This window comes from Neorhizobium sp. JUb45 (assembly GCF_004343585.1).
Lineage (GTDB): Bacteria > Pseudomonadota > Alphaproteobacteria > Rhizobiales > Rhizobiaceae > Neorhizobium.
In genome coordinates this window covers 394717-412517 of record NZ_SLYW01000004.1, presented here as the reverse complement: position 1 = coordinate 412517, position 17801 = coordinate 394717, and the positions used below count along the sequence as shown (strand labels likewise).

Below are 17801 nucleotides of genomic sequence, written 5' to 3'. Positions count from 1 at the left end.
TTAGTTTCAAAGCCGCCCGGCTGTACTTGCGTGGTCCAGGCATTTAGCGCTTTTCCGGGCCTGCCGGATGCGCGAAACCCGAAACAGGCCGTATCGCCTTGCCAAAGCCTTTTGGCGGACGGCAACGCTGACCTGGCACGGCAGGATTTGAAAACGATGTTGTCACACGAGACGATCTGGAGTGCGCTCGACGCCCTGGCCGAACGCCACCAACTGACCCCTTCGGGCCTTGCCCGGCGGGCTGGCCTCGACCCGACATCCTTCAACAAATCAAAACGACAGGGGCCGGATGGCCGCATGCGCTGGCCCTCGACGGAATCGATCGCCAAGGTGTTGGAAGCGACCGGCTCAAGCATCGACCAGTTTCTGGCCTTTCTCGGTCCGGATCAGGCCGCCCACGCTCCAGTGGCAGTGCCAGAGGTGACCTATCCGCCGCAATCGACCGGCATTCCGCTGCTGGGATTCGCCCAGGCCGGCGCCGGCGGCTTTTTCGACGATGGCGGATTTCCCGCCGGCCAGGGCTGGGATGTGGTGGATTTTCCGGCTGCTCCCACAAGCGGTGCCGTTTATGCGCTGGAGATACAGGGCGATTCCATGCTGCCGCTTTACCGCGACGGCGACCGGCTGATCGTCGAGCCCGGCGCGCAGGTGCGGCGCGGCGACCGCGTGGTTGTGAAAACCCGCGACGGTGAAGTGATGGCCAAGGTGCTGTTGCGCCAGAGCGCCAAATCGATCGAGCTCAACTCGCTCAATCCCGCCCATCCCAACCGCACATTCGAGATGACCGAGATCGAATGGATCGCCCGCATCATCTGGGCGAGCCAGTAAGAATTCCAGCTTTTCAATAAAGCCCGTTCGGGAAATAGCGCAGATAGATTTCCTGCAGGCGGCCATTGCGTGCCAGGGCTGCCACGGCGCTATCGAAGGCAGCCGGCAGTGCCGTGTCGTTGTGACGGAACATCGCCGACAGGCCTTCGCCCAGATAACGTTGCGACATGTAAGGGCCATCAAACAGCGTGCAGCAGCCGCCCGATGCTTCGCTCGCCACCCAGAAGGGCAATCGCAGGCCATCGGCAAAAACCGCATCGACGCTGCCCTGTTTCAGCGCATCCAGCATCGCATCCGGCGTTTCGAATGGGCGGGCCTGCACTTTCGGGAAAAACCCTTTCAACATCGCCTCATGTACGGTGCCGGCCACGACGCCGACCGGACGACCCGACAACGCAACCGATGCGTGCCCCGTCAGTCCGATCTTCTTTCCGACAGCAAAACGCGCCGGCAACAGCAGATAGGGGCGTGAGAAGGAGAATTTCTGGCGCAGATCCGGCGTCACCGCCACGCCCGCCAGAACCAGTTCGGCACCCGCTTTTTCCAGCGTCGGCTCAAGATCGGCAAACGGCACGGCCTGGATCTGGCACTTTGCCTCGATTTTCAGTTCAGCACAGATTTCCCGAATGAAATCCACGTGAAAGCCGGTCAGACGGCCTGTCTGATCGAGAAAACTGAAGGGCGGAAAATCCACCGTCGTAAGCGCCCGGACGCGCAGCACATTGGAAAGGTCGGGCCGCGGCAGGCGCTCGCGTGCGTCGAACATCACCGGCAGCTCGGCATTGCCGGGTTGCTGTGCTGCGACTGGAAATCCTGATCCGATCACAACGGCAAGCATGGCGGCGAGCCCCGACAACAGACCTTTGAACGGCCCCCGGCTTTTTGGGGATGTAACCAATGCGTGCATCTGTATGATCCGAAACGAGACATGCGGGGGCTTGTTGTTGTGTGGGGTGTAGCAGAAGCATGCGTGTCGGGGAATATTTTGATAGCGCGCCACCGAGCGCCCGTAAAATTATTGTTGGCGATACCGCACCTGCCACGCGGACTGACGATCCGACACTGGACGAAATCGCGGCGCTTACCGGTCTTGGCATCGGTAAACCGCTGATCCGCAAATTTGCCGGGCTGGCGAAGAAAAACGGCACGAGCATAGAGGCGGAACTGCTGGCCGACGGTTCTATCCGCGAAGATGCCTATTTTGCCGCCATGGCCCGCTTCCTGCGCCTGCCCTTCATCGCGGAGATAGATGCCTGCGACATTGTCGACGGCCATACGCTGGATGTGCAACTGCTGCGCCCGAACCAGATACGGCTGCAGCATGCGAAAAAAGCGCCACAGGTGGCGATCGTTCCCGAAGCGGCAAGGCTTGCCGATCTCGCCGCCCTTCTCGACCGCTTGCCGGCGCTGCGTCAGGGGCTGGTGATCACCACACCGTCACAGCTCCGCGCGGCAGTGTGGGAGGCTGGCGCTTCACGACGGACACGATCCGCCGTGACCGACCTTTTCGAAAAGCGCACCTATTCCTCGGCCCGTATCGTTCTTTCCGGCGCCCAGGGTTTTGCCGCCGGCGGCGCGAGCGTCATTCTGGCCATGGCTCTGTTGCTGGCGCCGCAGGCCACGCTTCCCGCCCTGCATCTGACTTTGTCACTGCTTTACCTGTCTTCGCTGACAATGCGCATTGCCGCACTGTCCCACCTCAAACGTCAGCCGAGACGGCGCAGCAGGACGAACGCGGCGGCATCCGATGCAAAACTGCCGGTCTATACGGTCATGGTGGCGCTTTACCGTGAAGCCGCCGTCGTGACACAGCTGGTTCGCAGCCTTGAGAGACTGGACTGGCCACCTTCACTGCTCGACATCAAACTCGTCTGCGAGGGCGACGATATCGACACCATTGCGGCTTTGCAGGCTGTTGCGCTCAAACCGCATTTTGAAATCGTCACCGTTCCGCCCTCCCAGCCGCGCACCAAACCGAAGGCCCTGACATATACGCTCTGTGCGGCGCGCGGCGAGTTTCTGGCCATATACGATGCCGAGGACCGGCCGCACCCGCAACAATTGCGCGAGGCATTTCAACGCTTTCGCGAAAGCCCCGCCGAGATCGCCTGTCTGCAGGCTCCACTCGTCATTACCAATGCCAGCCATTCCTTTCTGAGTGCGCTGTTTGCGGTCGAATATTCGGCATTGTTTCGCGGCCTTTTACCGATGCTGTCCGACTATCGCCTGCCATTGCCGCTCGGCGGCACGTCCAACCACTTTCGCACATCGGTATTGCTCGAAGTCGGTGGCTGGGATCCGTTCAATGTGACGGAGGACGCAGATCTTGGCGTTCGGCTCTACCGACACGGATATCGCGCCGCGACCTTGCGCCGGCAGACGCTGGAAGATGCGCCGATATCGCTGCGAGAATGGTTTGGCCAACGAACGCGCTGGTACAAGGGCTGGGTTCAGACATGGCTGGTGGCGACGCGGCATCCCAGAGCCCATATTACCGAGATGGGCTGGTTCGGCGCCCTCGCCTTCCAGCTTATGATCGGCGGCATGCTGGTGTCGGCGCTTCTGCACCCGCTGATCCTGCTTCTGGTTCTGACAAGTCTCCATGCCATCCAGCAGGATCCCGCCTCGGCCCTGACACTGCTCAGCCATCCGCTGATCTTCATCGACTTCCTCAATATTCTGGGAAGTTATCTTCTGTTCGTGGTTCTCGGCTTCCGTGTCATGACCGACCACGAGAAGCGACTTGTGGGCTGGCGCTGGGCGGCAGTGCCGCTCTACTGGATGCTGACATCGGCTGCGGCCTGGAAAGCGATCAACGAATTGAGGACAAAACCTTTTTTCTGGAACAAAACGCCACATCGCCCCGTTGATGCGGCCATCGGGACAAAGAAATAGGAAGCCTGCCCAACACCCTGCCTGCATCTCCACGCAAAACAGTCGTTGGCCGGCTTTCTACTCAAAACTCCTGCGTCAGCCGCTTGGGACAGGCGGTTTTAAAATGGAGAGAAAAATTCATGTCGGTTCTCATCAGTATTCTGATTACCTTCCTCGTCATCTTCCTCGTGCTCTATCTGGTCCAGCGCCTTCCGATCGACGGCCGCGCGCGACAGATCGTACAGATCATCGTGATCATCATCGGCATCATCTCGCTGCTGCGTTATCTGGCTGTGTTCTGAGCCGCGCAAGCGCGGCAAATCCCCGGCCCGCCTGATCAAAAGGGCGGGCAATTTCGGGCAACAAAAAAGGCCGGGGCGAAACCGCACCGACCTTCCTCATCATCGCTTACCAAACCCAGCCAGTACATCCGTGGTCAAAAGTCTTAAAGCGACGCGGCGATTGCGAGCGGCGAATTCATTTCAGCGCTCATCAGCAATGCCGATGACAGATGTCTATATAGCGAATGTGTTTATAATAAGTTTCAAATAAAAGTGGAGCGGGTGAAGGGAATCGAACCCTCGTATTCAGCTTGGGAAGCTGCTGCTCTACCATTGAGCTACACCCGCAACCTTGGCTCAAAGCCTTCCAACAGAAGACCTGCGCTGTCAAGCGTGATCACAGCCTGACGGCTGCGACAATCAGCTGCGAAAATGCTTCGACAGCTTTAGCCCCTGCGCCTGATAATTCGATCCGAGGCCCGAGCCGTAAAGGCCTTCCGGCGCTTCCAGCATGTGTTCATAAACAAGGCGGCCGACGATCTGGCCGTCTTCGAGAATGAACGGCACTTCGTGGCTGCGCACTTCCAGAACCGCGCGGCTGCCGCGTCCGCCCGCCGCCTCATGGCCGAAACCGGGATCGAAGAAACCGGCATAATGCACGCGGAATTCGCCGACCAGCGGGTCGAACGGTGTCATCTCGGCAGCATAAAGCGGCGGAACGTGCACGGCTTCACGCGACACCAGAATGTAGAATTCATCCGGATCGAGGATCAGTTCGTTACGGCCGCGGCTGTAGATCGGCTCCCAGAAATCGAACAGGTCGTGCTGGGCTTTCTTGTCGACATCGACGACCGCGGTGTGGTGTTTGCCGCGGTAACCGATCAGGCCGTCCTTGTCGCCGGCAAGGTCGATCGACAGCGCGATACCGCCGCCCGAGACGTTGGGCAGGTCGGAGGCGACCAGAGTTTCGGCTTCATGCAGCTTTGCCAGTTCCGGCTCACCCAGCAGCGCATTGCCGATGCGGAAGCGGATCTGCGACAGCCGCGAGCCCTGGCGCACGACGATCGGAAAGGTGCGCGGCGAGATTTCGAGATAGAGCGGGCCGGAATAACCGGCCGGGATCTTGTCGAATTCCTGCGCATAATTGGTGATGACACGGGTGAAAATGTCGAGGCGGCCGGTCGAGCTTTTGGGGTTGGCCGAGGCCGACATATCGGCGGGAAGATCGAGGCTTTCCATCAGCGGCACGATATAGACACAGCCGGTTTCCAGCACCGCCCCCTCGGACAGATCAACGACATGCAGCTTCAGCCGGTCGAGCTTGTCGGAGACGAGGCTGTTTGGCCCCGGCATGAAGGAGGCGCGAACGCGAAAAGCCTTGGTGCCAAGACGCAGGTCCAGGCTGGCCGGCTGAATCTGATCATCGTCAAGCGGCCGCTCGGAGGAAAGACGCCCCGTCTCGAACAGCGCCGCAATCGCGCGGTCGGCCAGAATTCCTGTCGTCCTGATCATCTCAAAAAGTCCCTGTGTCGAATGGCGGACAAAACCAAATCACGACCATTGACGCAAGCGCACAGCGGGATTATGCCAGTTTTATCCCGTGGTGATTTGGCCGGTCGGCTTGCAGCCACGTTAAACAAGTGGCTAAAAAGACCGGGTTGAAAACCGGTCTGCTTTTGCGGCCGGTTTTTTTGTATCACGAAGGTGGTCAGTACATGAGCAAAACTCCGAACAAGAATTGGCGCCCTGCAACGACACTCGTGCATGGCGGAACGCTGCGCTCGCAATATGGCGAGATGTCCGAAGCGATCTATCTGACACAGGGCTTCACCTACGACAGTTCAGAAGCCGCCGAAGCGCGCTTCAAGGGTGAAGATGACGGCTTCATCTATGCCCGTTACGGCAGCCCCACCAACGACATGTTTGAAAAGCGCATGTGCGCACTGGAAGGCGCCGAGGAAGCCCGCGCAACGGCATCCGGCATGGCCGCCATCACCGCAGCACTGCTTTGCCAGCTGAAAGCCGGCGATCATATCGTTGCCGCCCGCGCCCTGTTCGGTTCGTGCCGCTGGGTGGTGGAGACGCTGGCACCGCGCTACGGCATCGAATGCACGCTGATCGACGGCCGTGACCTTGCCAACTGGGAAAAGGCCATCCAGCCGAACACCAAGGTGTTCTTCCTCGAAAGCCCGACCAACCCGACGCTGGAGATCATCGACATCGCCGGCGTGGCCAAGCTTGCCAACCAGGTCAATGCCCGCGTCGTCGTCGACAACGTGTTCGCGACGCCGCTTTTCCAGAAGCCGCTGGAACTCGGCGCGCATGTGGTCGTCTATTCCGCCACCAAGCATATCGACGGTCAGGGCCGCAGCCTTGCCGGCGTCATCCTGTCTGACCGCGAATGGGTGACCGAGCATCTGCAGGATTATTATCGTCACACCGGTCCGGCCATGTCGCCGTTCACCGCCTGGACGCTGATCAAGGGTCTCGAGACACTGCCGATCCGCGTCAAGGCGCAGACGGAAAATGCCGGCCGTATCGCCGATTTTCTGGCGGACAGCGACAAGGTCGCCAAGGTCATCTATCCGGGCCGCAAGGACCATCCGCAGGCCGATATCATCGCCAAGCAGATGACCGGCGGCTCGACGCTGGTGTGCTTCGAGCTGAAGGGCGGCAAGGAAGCGGCCTTCAAGCTGCAGAACGCGCTGGACGTGGTGACGATTTCCAACAATCTCGGCGATACCCGCTCGATCATCACCCACCCGGCAACGACGACGCACAAGAACCTGACGGACGAGGCGCGCGCCGAACTCGGCATTTCGCCGGGCACGGTACGGTTCTCGGCCGGCATCGAGGATGCCAACGACCTGCTCGAAGATTTCGCGCAGGCCCTGGCGGGAATTTCCGCGTAAATATCATATTTTAAGGGATAGACTGCCATTTACCATGGTAGTTATCCCTAATATGCAGAATCCCGGTCGCAAAAGCCCTTTGCTGCCGGGATTTCTTGACGTGAGACACACTCTATATAATACCGATAGCATCAGTGTGAGGTGTATCGGGCATGTATAGTGCACGAACGAAAGATATCGAAGTCGAAGTGGAACCCTATTATCTGGAGGAGCAATCCGATCCGGATGAGAGCCGCTATGTCTGGGGATATCGTATCGTTATTTCGAACCATTCTTCCAAGCCGGTGCGACTGGTTCAGCGCTATTGGCACATTACCGACGAAAACGGACTGGTCGATGAAGTCGAAGGACTTGGCGTGGTTGGCGAACAGCCACACCTGCAGCCCGGCGACAGTTATGAATATTCATCCGGCTGCCCGCTGGACACGCCGTCCGGCATGATGTTCGGCCATTACCAGATGGAAACTGACGACGGCGAAACGATGATCGTCGACATCCCGGCGTTTTCGCTGGATTCGCCGGGGCAGTTGCGCATTCTGAACTGACGCGTTTTTCCAGCACATGCGCAAAAGGCCGGCATCGCTGCCGGCCTTTTGCGTTTTGATGCCAGAACCGATCAGGCGGAGGCGAACTCGGCCACGTCGTATCGATAGGTGGTCGAGCAGAACTCGCAGGTGACGGCGATCTCGCCGTTTTCCTGGCTCGCCGAGATCTCTTCCGCGGAAAAGCCCGACAGCACACCCTTGATCTTGTCGCGCGAGCAGCTGCAGCGATCGAATACGGCCTGCTGTTCGTAGATGCGCACGCCACGCTCATGGAACAGGCGATAGAGTAGCCGTTCGATGCCGACCTGCGGATCGGTCAGTTCATCGGTGTGCACCGTCTCCACCAGCATGCGGGCTTCCGCCCATGCATCGTCGGAGGAATGCTCCTCTTCGCGCTCGTCTCCATCGCCACCATGCAGGTCGGGCTGGCGCATGCGCTCGGGCGCCTGCGGCAGGAACTGCACGACAATGCCACCGGCACGCCAGTTGTGGCGCGGCTTGCCGTCCTCGTCACGGTCGAACAGTTCGGCAACGCCAAGGCGCACCCGCGTCGGGATCTGTTCCGACTGGCGGAAATAGACGCTGGCGATCTCTTCGAGCGTCGAGCCATCGAGCGGCACGATGCCCTGATAGGGCTGCATGCCGTGACCCTGATCGATGGTGAAGGCCAGAATGCCCTCGCCCAGCAGTTCCTGCGGCGCAGTACGCCCCGCCTCGACGGCCGCGGCAAGCGCTTCCTCGTCATAACGGGCATAGGCGCGCAAGGAATCTGGCGTCGAAAAATCGGCGACCAGAAGATCGACCGGGCCATCACCCTTGGTCTGCACGGTGAACTTGCCGTCGAACTTCAGCGACGTGCCGATCAGCGCGGTGAGCACGATGGCTTCGGCCAGCAGGCGGGCAACCGGTGTCGGATAATCGTGACGACCGAGAATGGTCTTCAACAGCGGCCCCAGCTGGACGGCACGGCCGCGCACATCCAGACCTTCGACCTGGAAGGGCACGACATGATCATCGCCGGCAAGACTGAGATCGTTCAGTTCAACGGTTGCTTCTGCCATTTTCCGCTCCTTCTGCGCCGATCTTTAGGATCAATCTGACATATGCACCCGCCGAGCGGAACCGCTGACTGGGTCAAAAGACGACGCCGATATATGTTGAAAGGCCGGTGCGATCATGCCGCCCGGCCCGTTTGAAGTCCAAGAAGTGGTGTCGGCCATGGCGAAAATCAAGCCATGGCTTCCCGCCTTGAAAGAGACGCCTCAGACGGCGCCAAAGCACCATGCAAGGATCGATTTCTGCGCGTGCAAGCGGTTTTCCGCCTCGTCGAAAACGACCGACTGCGGACCGTCGATAACGGCATCGGTGACTTCCTCACCGCGGTGGGCCGGCAGGCAATGCATGAACAGCGCATCGTCCTTGGCGCGCTTCATCAGCGCGTCATTGACCTGATAGGGCTGGAAGATGTTGTGGCCGCGCGCCTTGTGCTCCTGGTTCATGGAAACCCAGGTATCGGTGACGACCATGTCGACGCCGGCAACCGCCTGCTCGGCATCGTGGTAGAGTTTCACCTCGCCGCCATTGTTGCGCGCCCAGTTCATGAACTTGTCGTGCGGCTCGGAGCCCATGGGCACGGCCATGTTCATCGTGTAACCGAAACGGGCAGCACCTTCGACGAAGGAATGCAGCACGTTGTTGCCGTCACCCGTCCAGGCAAAGGTCTTGCCCTCGACGGAGCCGCGATGTTCCTCGAAGGTCATCAGGTCGGCCATGATCTGGCAGGGATGGGTGTCGTCGGTCAGCGCGTTGATGACCGGCACGGTGGCGTGTTCGGCAAGCTCGATGAGGCGCCTGTGATCGGTGGTGCGGATCATGATCGCATCGACGTAACGCGACAGAACCTTTGCCGTATCGCCGATGGTTTCGGCGCGGCCGAGCTGCATTTCCGTGCCCGACAGGAACAGTGTCTCGCCGCCGAGCTGGCGCATGCCGACATCGAAGGAAACGCGGGTGCGGGTCGACGGCTTTTCGAAAATCATCGCCAGCATCTTGCCGGCCAGCGGCTTGTCCGCGGTGCCGGCCTTGGTGGCCTGCTTGCGGACCTTGGCGTCGTCGAGAATGGAGCGCAGATCCTTTGCCGAAACTTCGGAAAGGTCGAGAAAATGCTTGGGAGATGCCATTTTAAATTCCCTATAAAGAGGGAACCTTCAATGGCGCCCTCTTCCCTGCCCCTCAGGCGGATTTTTTCAACTGTTCAGCGGTAAGTGCTTCCGCGGCCCGTTCGATGCGGGCCAGGCCTTCGCGGGCTTCCTCCGCGGTGACGACAAGCGGCGGCAACAGACGGACGACGTTGTCGCCAGCCGGCACAGCCAGCATGTGTTCGTTGCGCATGCCGACGACGAGATCGCCGACAGGAACCTTGGCCTTGATGCCGAGCAGAAGCCCTTCGCCGCGAATATCCTCGATCACTTCCGGGAAGCGATCCTTCAAAGCCGCAAGACCCTGACGGAAGACGAGCGCGACATCGCGGACGTTTTCAAGGAAACCCTCGGCCAGCACGATGTCGAGCACGGCATTGCCGCAGGCCATGGCCAGCGGATTGCCGCCATAGGTGGTGCCGTGGATGCCGGGCTTCATGCCGGATGCGGCCTCTGCCGTTGCAAGGCAGGCGCCGAACGGAAAGCCGCCGCCAATGCCCTTTGCGATCGCCATGATGTCGGGGGTGATGCCCGCCCATTCATGGGCAAACAGCTTGCCGGTACGGCCGACGCCGGTCTGAACCTCGTCGAGGATCAGCAGCAGGCCCTTTTCGTCGCAGATCCGGCGCAGCTCGCGCATGAATTCCTTGGTGACCGGGCGCACGCCGCCCTCACCCTGGATCGGCTCGATCAGCAGAGCGCCGGTATTTTCATTGATGGCGGCATTGAGCGCGTCGAGATCGCCGAACGGCACCTGATCGAACCCTTGAGCCTTGGGACCAAAACCTTCCATGTATTTTTCCTGACCACCGGCAGCGATCGTCGCGATCGTGCGGCCGTGGAAGGCACCTTCGAAGGTGATGATATGGAATTTCTCAGGATGGCCCTTGGAATAGTGGTAACGGCGCGCCGTCTTGATGGCGCATTCCAGCGCTTCCGCGCCTGAGTTGGTGAAGAATGCCTTGTCCGCGAAAGTCGCTTCTGTCAACCGGCGGGCGAGACGCTCCTGCTCCGGAATTTCATAGAGGTTGGACAGGTGCCAGACCTTTTCCGCCTGAGCCTTCAGCGCCTCGACCAGATGCGGATTTGCGTGACCGCAGGAGGTGACCGCAACGCCGGCGCCAAAATCGAGATATCGCTCGCCGCGTTCCGTCACAAGCCAAACGCCTTCGCCGCGTTCAAAACGCAGCGGAGCCCGGGCAAACGTGTCGAAAAGCGCGGTTTCAGACATGGCGACATTCACTCCTTTAAACTGATCGAAATCAGGTGGCGACGGGTGTCGCCAAAATTGAAAATGCCGCCTTGACAGGCGGCGTCGGCACTATCGGCATTTCGCTGTGTGCTGTCAACAAAACAGCTTCCAATGCCCTGAAAACAGCTTTATTGCGCGCGACCGTTACTCGCCCGGAAGCTGTGACAATTATGACTCTCCCGGACAGCAAGTTGGGGAAAACACGGAAATCGATTCGCGGTGATTCGCCCGACTCTTGCCACGGAGTCAGCCCCACACTAGGTTAATCGTCAATTACTAGGCTGCATGCGGCGGACTTAGTCACCAAAAGTATAGATGTAGTGTCTTCCGGCAAATTTATTTGCCGGAGCGGTGACCGATTCAAGCCACGTTCGGCACTCACGGCGGAGAGATAGCATGAACTGGACTGACGAGCGCGTCGAGCGCCTGACGAAATTATGGGCCGAAGGTTTGAGCGCCAGCCAGATTGCCGCTCAACTTGGAGGCGTAAGCCGTAACGCGGTGATTGGCAAAGTCCACCGCCTGAACCTGCCGGGCCGAGCGAAAGCCGGCGGCAGCACCAGCGCTGCAGCGCGTCCGGCAAAGCGCGTCGCGGCTTCCGCACCGCGCCCGCAGAGCAATTTTGCAGCACGCCCGCAGACCCGCACCGTTCAGCGCCCGGCCGGCGCCAACGCAGTGCGCGAAGAGATGGAAATGGACGCGACGCAGGAAGTCGCCGTCTACAAGCCTGCCGGCAACATCGTCGTTCCGATCAACCGTAAGCTGGCGCTGACGGAACTGACAGAGCGCACCTGCAAGTGGCCGATGGGCGATCCGCTGAAGGACGATTTCCACTTCTGCGGCGCAGAATCCCCGGACAACTCGCCTTACTGCAAGTACCACGGCCGCATGGCCTACCAGCCGGTCAACGAGCGCCGCAACAAGGCTGTTGCCCGCGCTTCGTAAAAGCCGGCAAGACCACACGAGGACGAGATCGAAAGCGGGCTTCTGGCCCGCTTTTTTGCGCCTACGGATCCGGCAATTGCCTATATGCATAGCAGCTTTGCCATCTGGCGGCTTGCCTATCGTCTCCCGAAAACCTATTTACGGGTCGCGAGGACGACCTCCCCCGAACTGGGCTGACACACCGGGACGACCCGGCCAAAACCCAAGGGGTTGACCATGCGCACGACGCGCGACCGTATTCGCCACGCACTCAGCTTTGAAATCATCGGGCTTGCGCTTTTCACTCCGCTCGCGTCCTTCGTTTTCCATCTTCCGGTGGAACATGTCGGTGTCGTCGGCATCGTCTCGGCAACTGTCGCGACGGCCTGGAACTACATCTACAATCTCGGCTTCGACCACCTGATGCAGAAGTTTCGCGGCAGCACTCTGAAAACCATGCCTCTGCGCGTGGCCCATACCGTGCTGTTCGAGTTTGGCCTGCTGGTCGCACTCCTGCCGTTCATCGCCTGGTATCTGGGCGTGACGCTCTGGCAGGCGCTGGTGATGGATATCTCGTTCGCGACCTTCTACCTGGTCTACGCCTTCCTCTTCAACATGGCATATGACCGGATCTTTCCGCTGCCGGAATGGCGCGAGGCGCAGGCACCAGCAGAATAAAAAAATGGCCCGGATGCGAGACACATCCGGGCCATTTTCATTGTGAGCAGGTGAAACCGATCAGGCTTCCATCGAATAACCCGCGCCGCGAACGGTGCGGATGACATCCTGCATGTTGGAAAAGTTCAGGGCCTTGCGCAGGCGTCCGACATGCACGTCGACGGTACGCTCATCCACATAGATGTCATGGCCCCAGACGCCATCCAGCAGCTGCGAGCGCGAAAACACGCGGCCCGGCGAGACCATAAGGAATTCCAGAAGGCGGAACTCGGTCGGGCCGAGGCGCACTTCGCGGCTCTTGCGGTGAACACGGTGTGTCTCGCGATCAAGCTCGATATCACCGCATTTCAGCACGCTGGAGAGAACTTCCGGCTTGGCTCGGCGCAGCATAGCCTTGACGCGGGCCATCAGTTCCGGCGTGGAAAACGGTTTTACGACATAATCGTCTGCGCCCGTCGCCAGACCGCGAACACGTTCGCTTTCCTCGCCGCGTGCCGTCAGCATGATGATCGGCAGACGTTCGGTCTCCGGCCGCATGCGCAGGCGCCGGCACAGTTCGATGCCGGAAACGCCCGGCAGCATCCAGTCGAGGATGAGAAGGTCAGGAACGCGTTCCTGAAGTCGGATTTCGGCCTCGTCACCGCGCAAAACGGTTTCGACCTCATATCCTTCGGCTTCGAGATTGTAGCGAAGAAGCACGCTCAGTGCTTCTTCGTCTTCAACGACCGCGATCTTGGGTAGCATGTCTTATCTGCTCCGTTTCACCCGTCACTCGACGAGTGCACCAACCGTGTTTGCCGTATCGTCCTTCGGGCGTTCGCCTTCAAGCTGGGCACCGGTCTTGATGTAATAGATGGTCTCGGCGATGTTGGTGGCGTGGTCGCCGATGCGCTCGATGTTCTTGGCGCAGAACAGGAGATGCGTGCAGGTGGTGATGTTGCGCGGATCTTCCATCATGTAGGTCAGGAGTTCGCGGAACAGCGACGTGTACATCGCGTCGATTTCCTCGTCGCGGGCACGGATGATTTCCGCCTTTTCAGCCGAGCGGCTGGCAAACACGTCGAGAACGTCCTTGAGCTGCACGAGGGCGAGATCCGAGAGATGCTCCAGGCCACGGGCCAGCTTGCGCGGAACGCCGGTGCCCTGCACGGCGATGACGCGCTTGGCAGTGTTCTTGCCAAGATCGCCGACGCGCTCAAGGTCTGCTGCGATGCGCAGCGTGCCGATGATTTCGCGAAGGTCGGCCGCCATCGGCTGACGCTTGGCAATGGTGACGATCGCCTTGTCCTGGATCTCGCGCTCGGCGTGATCGAGGATGACGTCGTCGGAAATGATCTTCTGGGCCAGCGCCGTGTCGGAATTGACGAGCGCGCGCACGGCATCGCCGCACATCTGCTCAGCCAGGCCGCCCATTTCGGAAATGCGGCGGTTCAAATATTTCAGCTCTTCGTCGTAGGCCGAAAGAATATGGGTCGAAACCATTTTTCTGATCCTTGATGTCTGCGGTTCAGGCAATTCGGGTCAAAGACCCGGATCAGCCGAAGCGGCCCATGATGTAATCCTGCGTGCGCTGGTCATCGGGATTGGTGAACATCTTGTCGGTGTCGTTTTCCTCGACCAGCTGGCCAAGGTGGAACATGGCGGTGCGCTGCGACACGCGGGCCGCCTGCTGCATCGAGTGCGTGACGATGACGATCGTGTAATTGGCGCGCAGTTCGTGGATCAGTTCCTCGACCTTGGCGGTTGCGATCGGATCGAGCGCCGAACAGGGTTCATCCATCAGGATGACTTCCGGCGAAACGGCGACGGCGCGGGCGATGCACAGACGCTGCTGCTGACCACCGGACAAGCCGGTGCCGCCTTCATGCAGACGATCCTTGACTTCGGTCCAGAGACCCGCGCGCTGAAGGCTGGCTTCAACGATCTGGTCCATGTCCGCCTTGTTGCGGGCAAGACCATGGATGCGCGGACCGTAGGCGATGTTTTCATAAATCGACTTCGGGAACGGGTTCGGCTTCTGGAACACCATGCCGACGCGGGCACGCAGTTCCACGACGTCGATTTCCTTGTCGTAGATATCGTCGTTGTCGAGCGTGATCTTGCCGGTGACGCGGCAACCCTCGATCGTGTCGTTCATGCGGTTCAGCGTGCGCAGGAAGGTCGACTTGCCGCAACCGGACGGGCCGATAAGCGCCGTGACGGTGTTTTCGCGAACGTTGAGGTTGACGTCGAACAGGGCGCGTTTCTCGCCGTAATAGACGGATACGTCGTTGCCGATCATCTTGTAGGACATGTCAGTCATCTTCTTGTCTAGCGCCTTTTCCACTGCTGCTTCAGACATCATGTTCATAACAGAGCTCCTTCTACCAGCGCCGTTCGAAGCGGCGGCGCAACAGGATCGCACCGACGTTCATGACAATGAGGAACAGGAGCAGGATAATGATTGCTCCCGAGGTTCTTTCGACGAAGGCGCGTTCCGCCTCGTTGGCCCACATGTAGATCTGCACCGGCAGGGCCGTGGACGGATCCATGGGAGTGGTCGGATAGTTGGCGACGAAGGCGACCATGCCGATCAGAAGAAGCGGCGCGGTTTCGCCAAGCGCGTGCGCCAGGCCGATGATGGTGCCGGTCAGAATGCCCGGCATGGCAAGCGGCAGGACGTGGTGGAAGATGGTCTGCATCTTCGAAGCGCCGAGGCCGAGTGCGGCCGCACGGATCGACGGCGGAACCGCCTTCAATGCCGCGCGGGTGGCGATGATGATGGTCGGCAGCGTCATCAGGGTCAGAACCAGACCGCCGACCAGCGAGGCCGAGCGCGGCAGGCCCATGAAGTTGACGAACACAGCCAGACCGAGCAAACCGTAGACGATCGACGGAACGGCCGCGAGGTTGTTGATGTTCACCTCGATCAGGTCGGTCAGCCTGTTCTTCGGAGCGAATTCCTCAAGATAGATCGAGGCGGCAACACCGATCGGCAGCGACAGGACCAGCACGATCAGCATCATGTAGAACGAGCCGATCAGGGCGACGCCGACGCCGGCTGCTTCCGGACGGCTGGATGCGCCGTTGAAGAAGATGCCGCCGTTGAAGTGCTTGGCGAGCGCGCCGGCTTCAGCCAGCTGGTTCATCCAGCCAACCTGCTTGTCGGAAACCTTGCGGTTGTCTTCCGACACGTCGAGATTGATCTGGCCCTTCCAGGCGCTGTCGATATCACCGGCTGCAAGCAGCGACACCGTCTGGGTGGTGCCGATGATTTGCGGGTTGGCGACGACCATGTCGCGCAGCTGGCTGCGGACGCTGTTCGAAATCATCTGGTTGACGGCACGCAGATCGGCCGTGTTGCTTTCGGCAACGCCGAGTGCCTTGGCCACCGCATTGCGGGCGATGATCGGATAGTTTGCCGTCATCAGCTTCTGCGGATCGGTAGCGCGCTCGTTATCCTTGTCGATGACCTGTTCGGAGAATTCGACCGGAACGGTGATCATCGTCTGCTGGAAGGCGGTGTAACCCTTGGAAACGACCGACCACAGAAGCAGTGCCAGGAACAGAAGCCCGAAGGACAGGGCGGCGATGCCATAGGCGCGGAAGCGGCGTTCGGCGGCGTAGCGGCGCTTGATGCCGATATCGCGGCGGGCGGGCTTTGCAAGCACGCCGGCGGGGGAAGAAACCACGTCGGTCATTCGTACTGCTCCCGGTATTTGCGCACAATGAAGAGCGCGTAGATGTTGAGGCAAAGCGTGATCGCAAACAGCGTGATGCCAAGTGCGAAGGCAACCAGCGTCTGCGGCGAGGTGAATTCAAGGTCGCCCGTCAGCTGGCTGACGATCTTGACCGTCACGGTGGTCATCGGCTCGAAAGGATTGAGCTGCATGCGGGCGGCAACACCGGCGGCAAGCACCACAATCATGGTTTCGCCGATGGCGCGCGAGGCGGTCATCAGGAGAGCACCGACCACACCCGGCAGAGCTGCCGGCATGACGACCTTCTTGATGGTTTCCGACTTGGTGGCGCCGAGACCGAGCGAACCGTCACGCAGGGCACGCGGCACCGCGGTGATGATATCGTCCGACAGCGAGGAGACGTAAGGGATCAGCATGATGCCCATCACGAAACCGGCGGTCAGAACGCTCTGCGCCTGAATGAAGTTGGCGTATTCACCGGTGGTAAGCCCGCTCAGCTGCGCCGAGATGTCACGCAGGAACGGACCGACCGAGGTGAGCGCGAAGAAGCCGTAAACGATGGTCGGGATGCCGGCCAGGACTTCGAGCAGCGGCTTGGCGATGGAGCGCACTCTCGGAGAGGCGTATTCCGACATATAGATGGCGGAGAACAGGCCGACCGGGACGGCGACAAGCATGGCGACGAAGCCGATATAAAGCGTGCCGGCGAGAAGCGGGATAAGACCGAACTGGCCTTCCGAAGCGGTTGCGCCGGCCGCAGCAAAGCGCGGATCCCAGACGGTGCCGAAGAAGAATTCCCAGGGCGACACGCGGCCGAAGAAGTGCGTGGCTTCGGTCAGCATCGACATGACGATGCCGATCGTGGTGACGATGGCGATCGACGATGCGAGGACCAGAGCGGAAAGAATGACCTTTTCGACCCGGTTGCGGGCGCGAAAGCGCGGCGCGATGCGGACATAGGAGAGACCGGCACCAGCAAGCGCGATGATCAGCACGACTGCCGTCATGATGCGGCTGCTGATCTTCTGCATGGCGTTGAGATCGCCGGCGGACACGACCATCCACGGCTCAGGATCACCGGCAAGCGCGACACCCTTGGTGCCGAGCAGGCTACGAAGTTCGGCCGGATTGGCGCTGACAGCGTCGATTTCCTCGAGTGTCAGCACATCCATGCCGCGAGCAAGCCCGCCGACCATGCCGAAGCTGAGGCCCTGCTGCGCTTCACTCTGCGTCTTCACCTCTTCAGGGAAGCCGCTCATGACCGTCGAATTGATGTAGAAAGGGCTGGCAATCAGCCAGACGGCAAGAACGATCGCCGCCGGCACCGTGGCACAGATGGCGACAAAACTGCCGTAATAACCCTGACGGGAATGCAGATTGGAGGACAAGCCGCCGGCAATTGCCAGAGCGCGCCGTGTCCCGGCGACATAACAGGCAATGGCAATGATCGCCAAGGCCAACAAAATCAATGGTGTGCTCATTAGTATCCCCCGGCCTACCGCCATCGGCGGCACGCATTACCGCACAATCCCAATCATCGGAACCGATTTATTCGCGGTTACTCAACGCAGCCACAACTGCGGGTCCGCTACAGGCCGCCCCTGACCGGGCGACCGAAAGGCCAAAAGA

17 protein-coding genes, 1 tRNA gene and 1 riboswitch are annotated in these 17801 nt (G+C 60.2%); of the genes, 7 read left to right on the top strand and 11 right to left on the bottom strand.

What is annotated here, in order from left to right:
• Positions 1 to 156: 156 nt before the first annotated feature.
• Entirely contained in the window at positions 157 to 828 is a 672-nt protein-coding gene (locus EDF70_RS18810; RefSeq protein ID WP_132276660.1) for a helix-turn-helix transcriptional regulator, read from the top strand.
• A gap of 13 nt (positions 829 to 841) precedes the next feature.
• On the opposite strand, the gene EDF70_RS18805 is transcribed toward EDF70_RS18810, so the two are convergent.
• Positions 842 to 1666 carry a transporter substrate-binding domain-containing protein gene (locus EDF70_RS18805; protein WP_132276853.1) on the bottom strand — a complete coding sequence of 275 codons (825 nt, stop codon included), beginning with the start codon at positions 1664 to 1666 and terminating at the stop codon, positions 842 to 844.
• Positions 1667 to 1794: 128 nt separating this feature from the next.
• Between EDF70_RS18805 and EDF70_RS18800 the strand changes: the two genes are divergently transcribed.
• Complete coding sequence (locus tag EDF70_RS18800) at positions 1795 to 3723, top strand: glycosyltransferase (RefSeq protein WP_132276658.1); 1929 nt, start codon at positions 1795 to 1797, stop codon at positions 3721 to 3723.
• 119 nt (positions 3724 to 3842) lie between these two features.
• Positions 3843 to 4004, top strand: coding sequence for a Thivi_2564 family membrane protein (locus EDF70_RS18795; RefSeq protein WP_132276656.1), 162 nt, complete (start codon positions 3843 to 3845; stop codon positions 4002 to 4004).
• Positions 4005 to 4257: 253 nt separating this feature from the next.
• Here EDF70_RS18795 and EDF70_RS18790 read toward each other — a convergent pair.
• Positions 4258 to 4331, bottom strand: a tRNA-Gly gene (locus tag EDF70_RS18790).
• Positions 4332 to 4403: 72 nt separating this feature from the next.
• Positions 4404 to 5495 (bottom strand): 2'-deoxycytidine 5'-triphosphate deaminase, encoded by a 1092-nt coding sequence (locus EDF70_RS18785; protein WP_132276654.1) that lies wholly within the window; start codon positions 5493 to 5495, stop codon positions 4404 to 4406.
• A gap of 78 nt (positions 5496 to 5573) precedes the next feature.
• Positions 5574 to 5652: riboswitch (SAM riboswitch) on the top strand.
• Between the two features lie 46 nt (positions 5653 to 5698).
• Here EDF70_RS18785 and EDF70_RS18780 point away from each other — a divergent pair.
• Both EDF70_RS18780 and apaG read left to right on the top strand, forming a co-directional pair.
• On the top strand, positions 5699 to 6895 hold the full coding sequence (locus EDF70_RS18780; RefSeq protein WP_132276652.1) for an O-succinylhomoserine sulfhydrylase: 1197 nt from the start codon (positions 5699 to 5701) through the stop codon (positions 6893 to 6895).
• Between the two features lie 152 nt (positions 6896 to 7047).
• Positions 7048 to 7440: a Co2+/Mg2+ efflux protein ApaG gene (gene apaG / locus EDF70_RS18775; protein ID WP_132276650.1), complete on the top strand. Its 393-nt coding sequence runs from the start codon at positions 7048 to 7050 to the stop codon at positions 7438 to 7440.
• 71 nt (positions 7441 to 7511) lie between these two features.
• On the opposite strand, the gene EDF70_RS18770 is transcribed toward apaG, so the two are convergent.
• The 3 genes from EDF70_RS18770 to EDF70_RS18760 form a co-directional block, all read right to left on the bottom strand.
• Positions 7512 to 8501 (bottom strand): Hsp33 family molecular chaperone, encoded by a 990-nt coding sequence (locus tag EDF70_RS18770; protein ID WP_132276648.1) that lies wholly within the window; start codon positions 8499 to 8501, stop codon positions 7512 to 7514.
• A 201-nt stretch (positions 8502 to 8702) separates the two neighbouring features.
• Positions 8703 to 9620 (bottom strand): ornithine carbamoyltransferase, encoded by a 918-nt coding sequence (gene argF, locus EDF70_RS18765; RefSeq protein ID WP_132276646.1) that lies wholly within the window; start codon positions 9618 to 9620, stop codon positions 8703 to 8705.
• Positions 9621 to 9672: 52 nt separating this feature from the next.
• Complete coding sequence (locus EDF70_RS18760) at positions 9673 to 10869, bottom strand: aspartate aminotransferase family protein (protein WP_132276644.1); 1197 nt, start codon at positions 10867 to 10869, stop codon at positions 9673 to 9675.
• Between the two features lie 417 nt (positions 10870 to 11286).
• Between EDF70_RS18760 and EDF70_RS18755 the strand changes: the two genes are divergently transcribed.
• On the top strand, positions 11287 to 11835 hold the full coding sequence (locus EDF70_RS18755) for a GcrA family cell cycle regulator (protein ID WP_132276642.1): 549 nt from the start codon (positions 11287 to 11289) through the stop codon (positions 11833 to 11835).
• A 216-nt stretch (positions 11836 to 12051) separates the two neighbouring features.
• Positions 12052 to 12492: a PACE efflux transporter gene (locus EDF70_RS18750; RefSeq protein WP_132276641.1), complete on the top strand. Its 441-nt coding sequence runs from the start codon at positions 12052 to 12054 to the stop codon at positions 12490 to 12492.
• A gap of 60 nt (positions 12493 to 12552) precedes the next feature.
• On the opposite strand, the gene phoB is transcribed toward EDF70_RS18750, so the two are convergent.
• From phoB to pstC, 5 genes are read right to left on the bottom strand one after another with little or no spacing between them, the layout of a single operon-like run.
• Positions 12553 to 13236: a phosphate regulon transcriptional regulator PhoB gene (gene phoB / locus EDF70_RS18745; RefSeq protein WP_132276640.1), complete on the bottom strand. Its 684-nt coding sequence runs from the start codon at positions 13234 to 13236 to the stop codon at positions 12553 to 12555.
• Positions 13237 to 13260: 24 nt separating this feature from the next.
• Positions 13261 to 13974, bottom strand: a complete 714-nt coding sequence (phoU, locus tag EDF70_RS18740; RefSeq protein ID WP_132276639.1) for a phosphate signaling complex protein PhoU — start codon at positions 13972 to 13974, stop codon at positions 13261 to 13263.
• A gap of 52 nt (positions 13975 to 14026) precedes the next feature.
• Positions 14027 to 14842, bottom strand: coding sequence for a phosphate ABC transporter ATP-binding protein PstB (pstB, locus tag EDF70_RS18735; RefSeq protein ID WP_132276638.1), 816 nt, complete (start codon positions 14840 to 14842; stop codon positions 14027 to 14029).
• Positions 14843 to 14855: 13 nt separating this feature from the next.
• Entirely contained in the window at positions 14856 to 16172 is a 1317-nt protein-coding gene (pstA, locus tag EDF70_RS18730) for a phosphate ABC transporter permease PstA (protein WP_132276637.1), read from the bottom strand.
• Positions 16169 to 17653, bottom strand: coding sequence for a phosphate ABC transporter permease subunit PstC (gene pstC / locus EDF70_RS18725; protein ID WP_132276635.1), 1485 nt, complete (start codon positions 17651 to 17653; stop codon positions 16169 to 16171). Before pstC ends, pstA begins: the two co-directional genes overlap by 4 nt.
• Between the last annotated feature and the right edge of the window lie 148 nt (positions 17654 to 17801).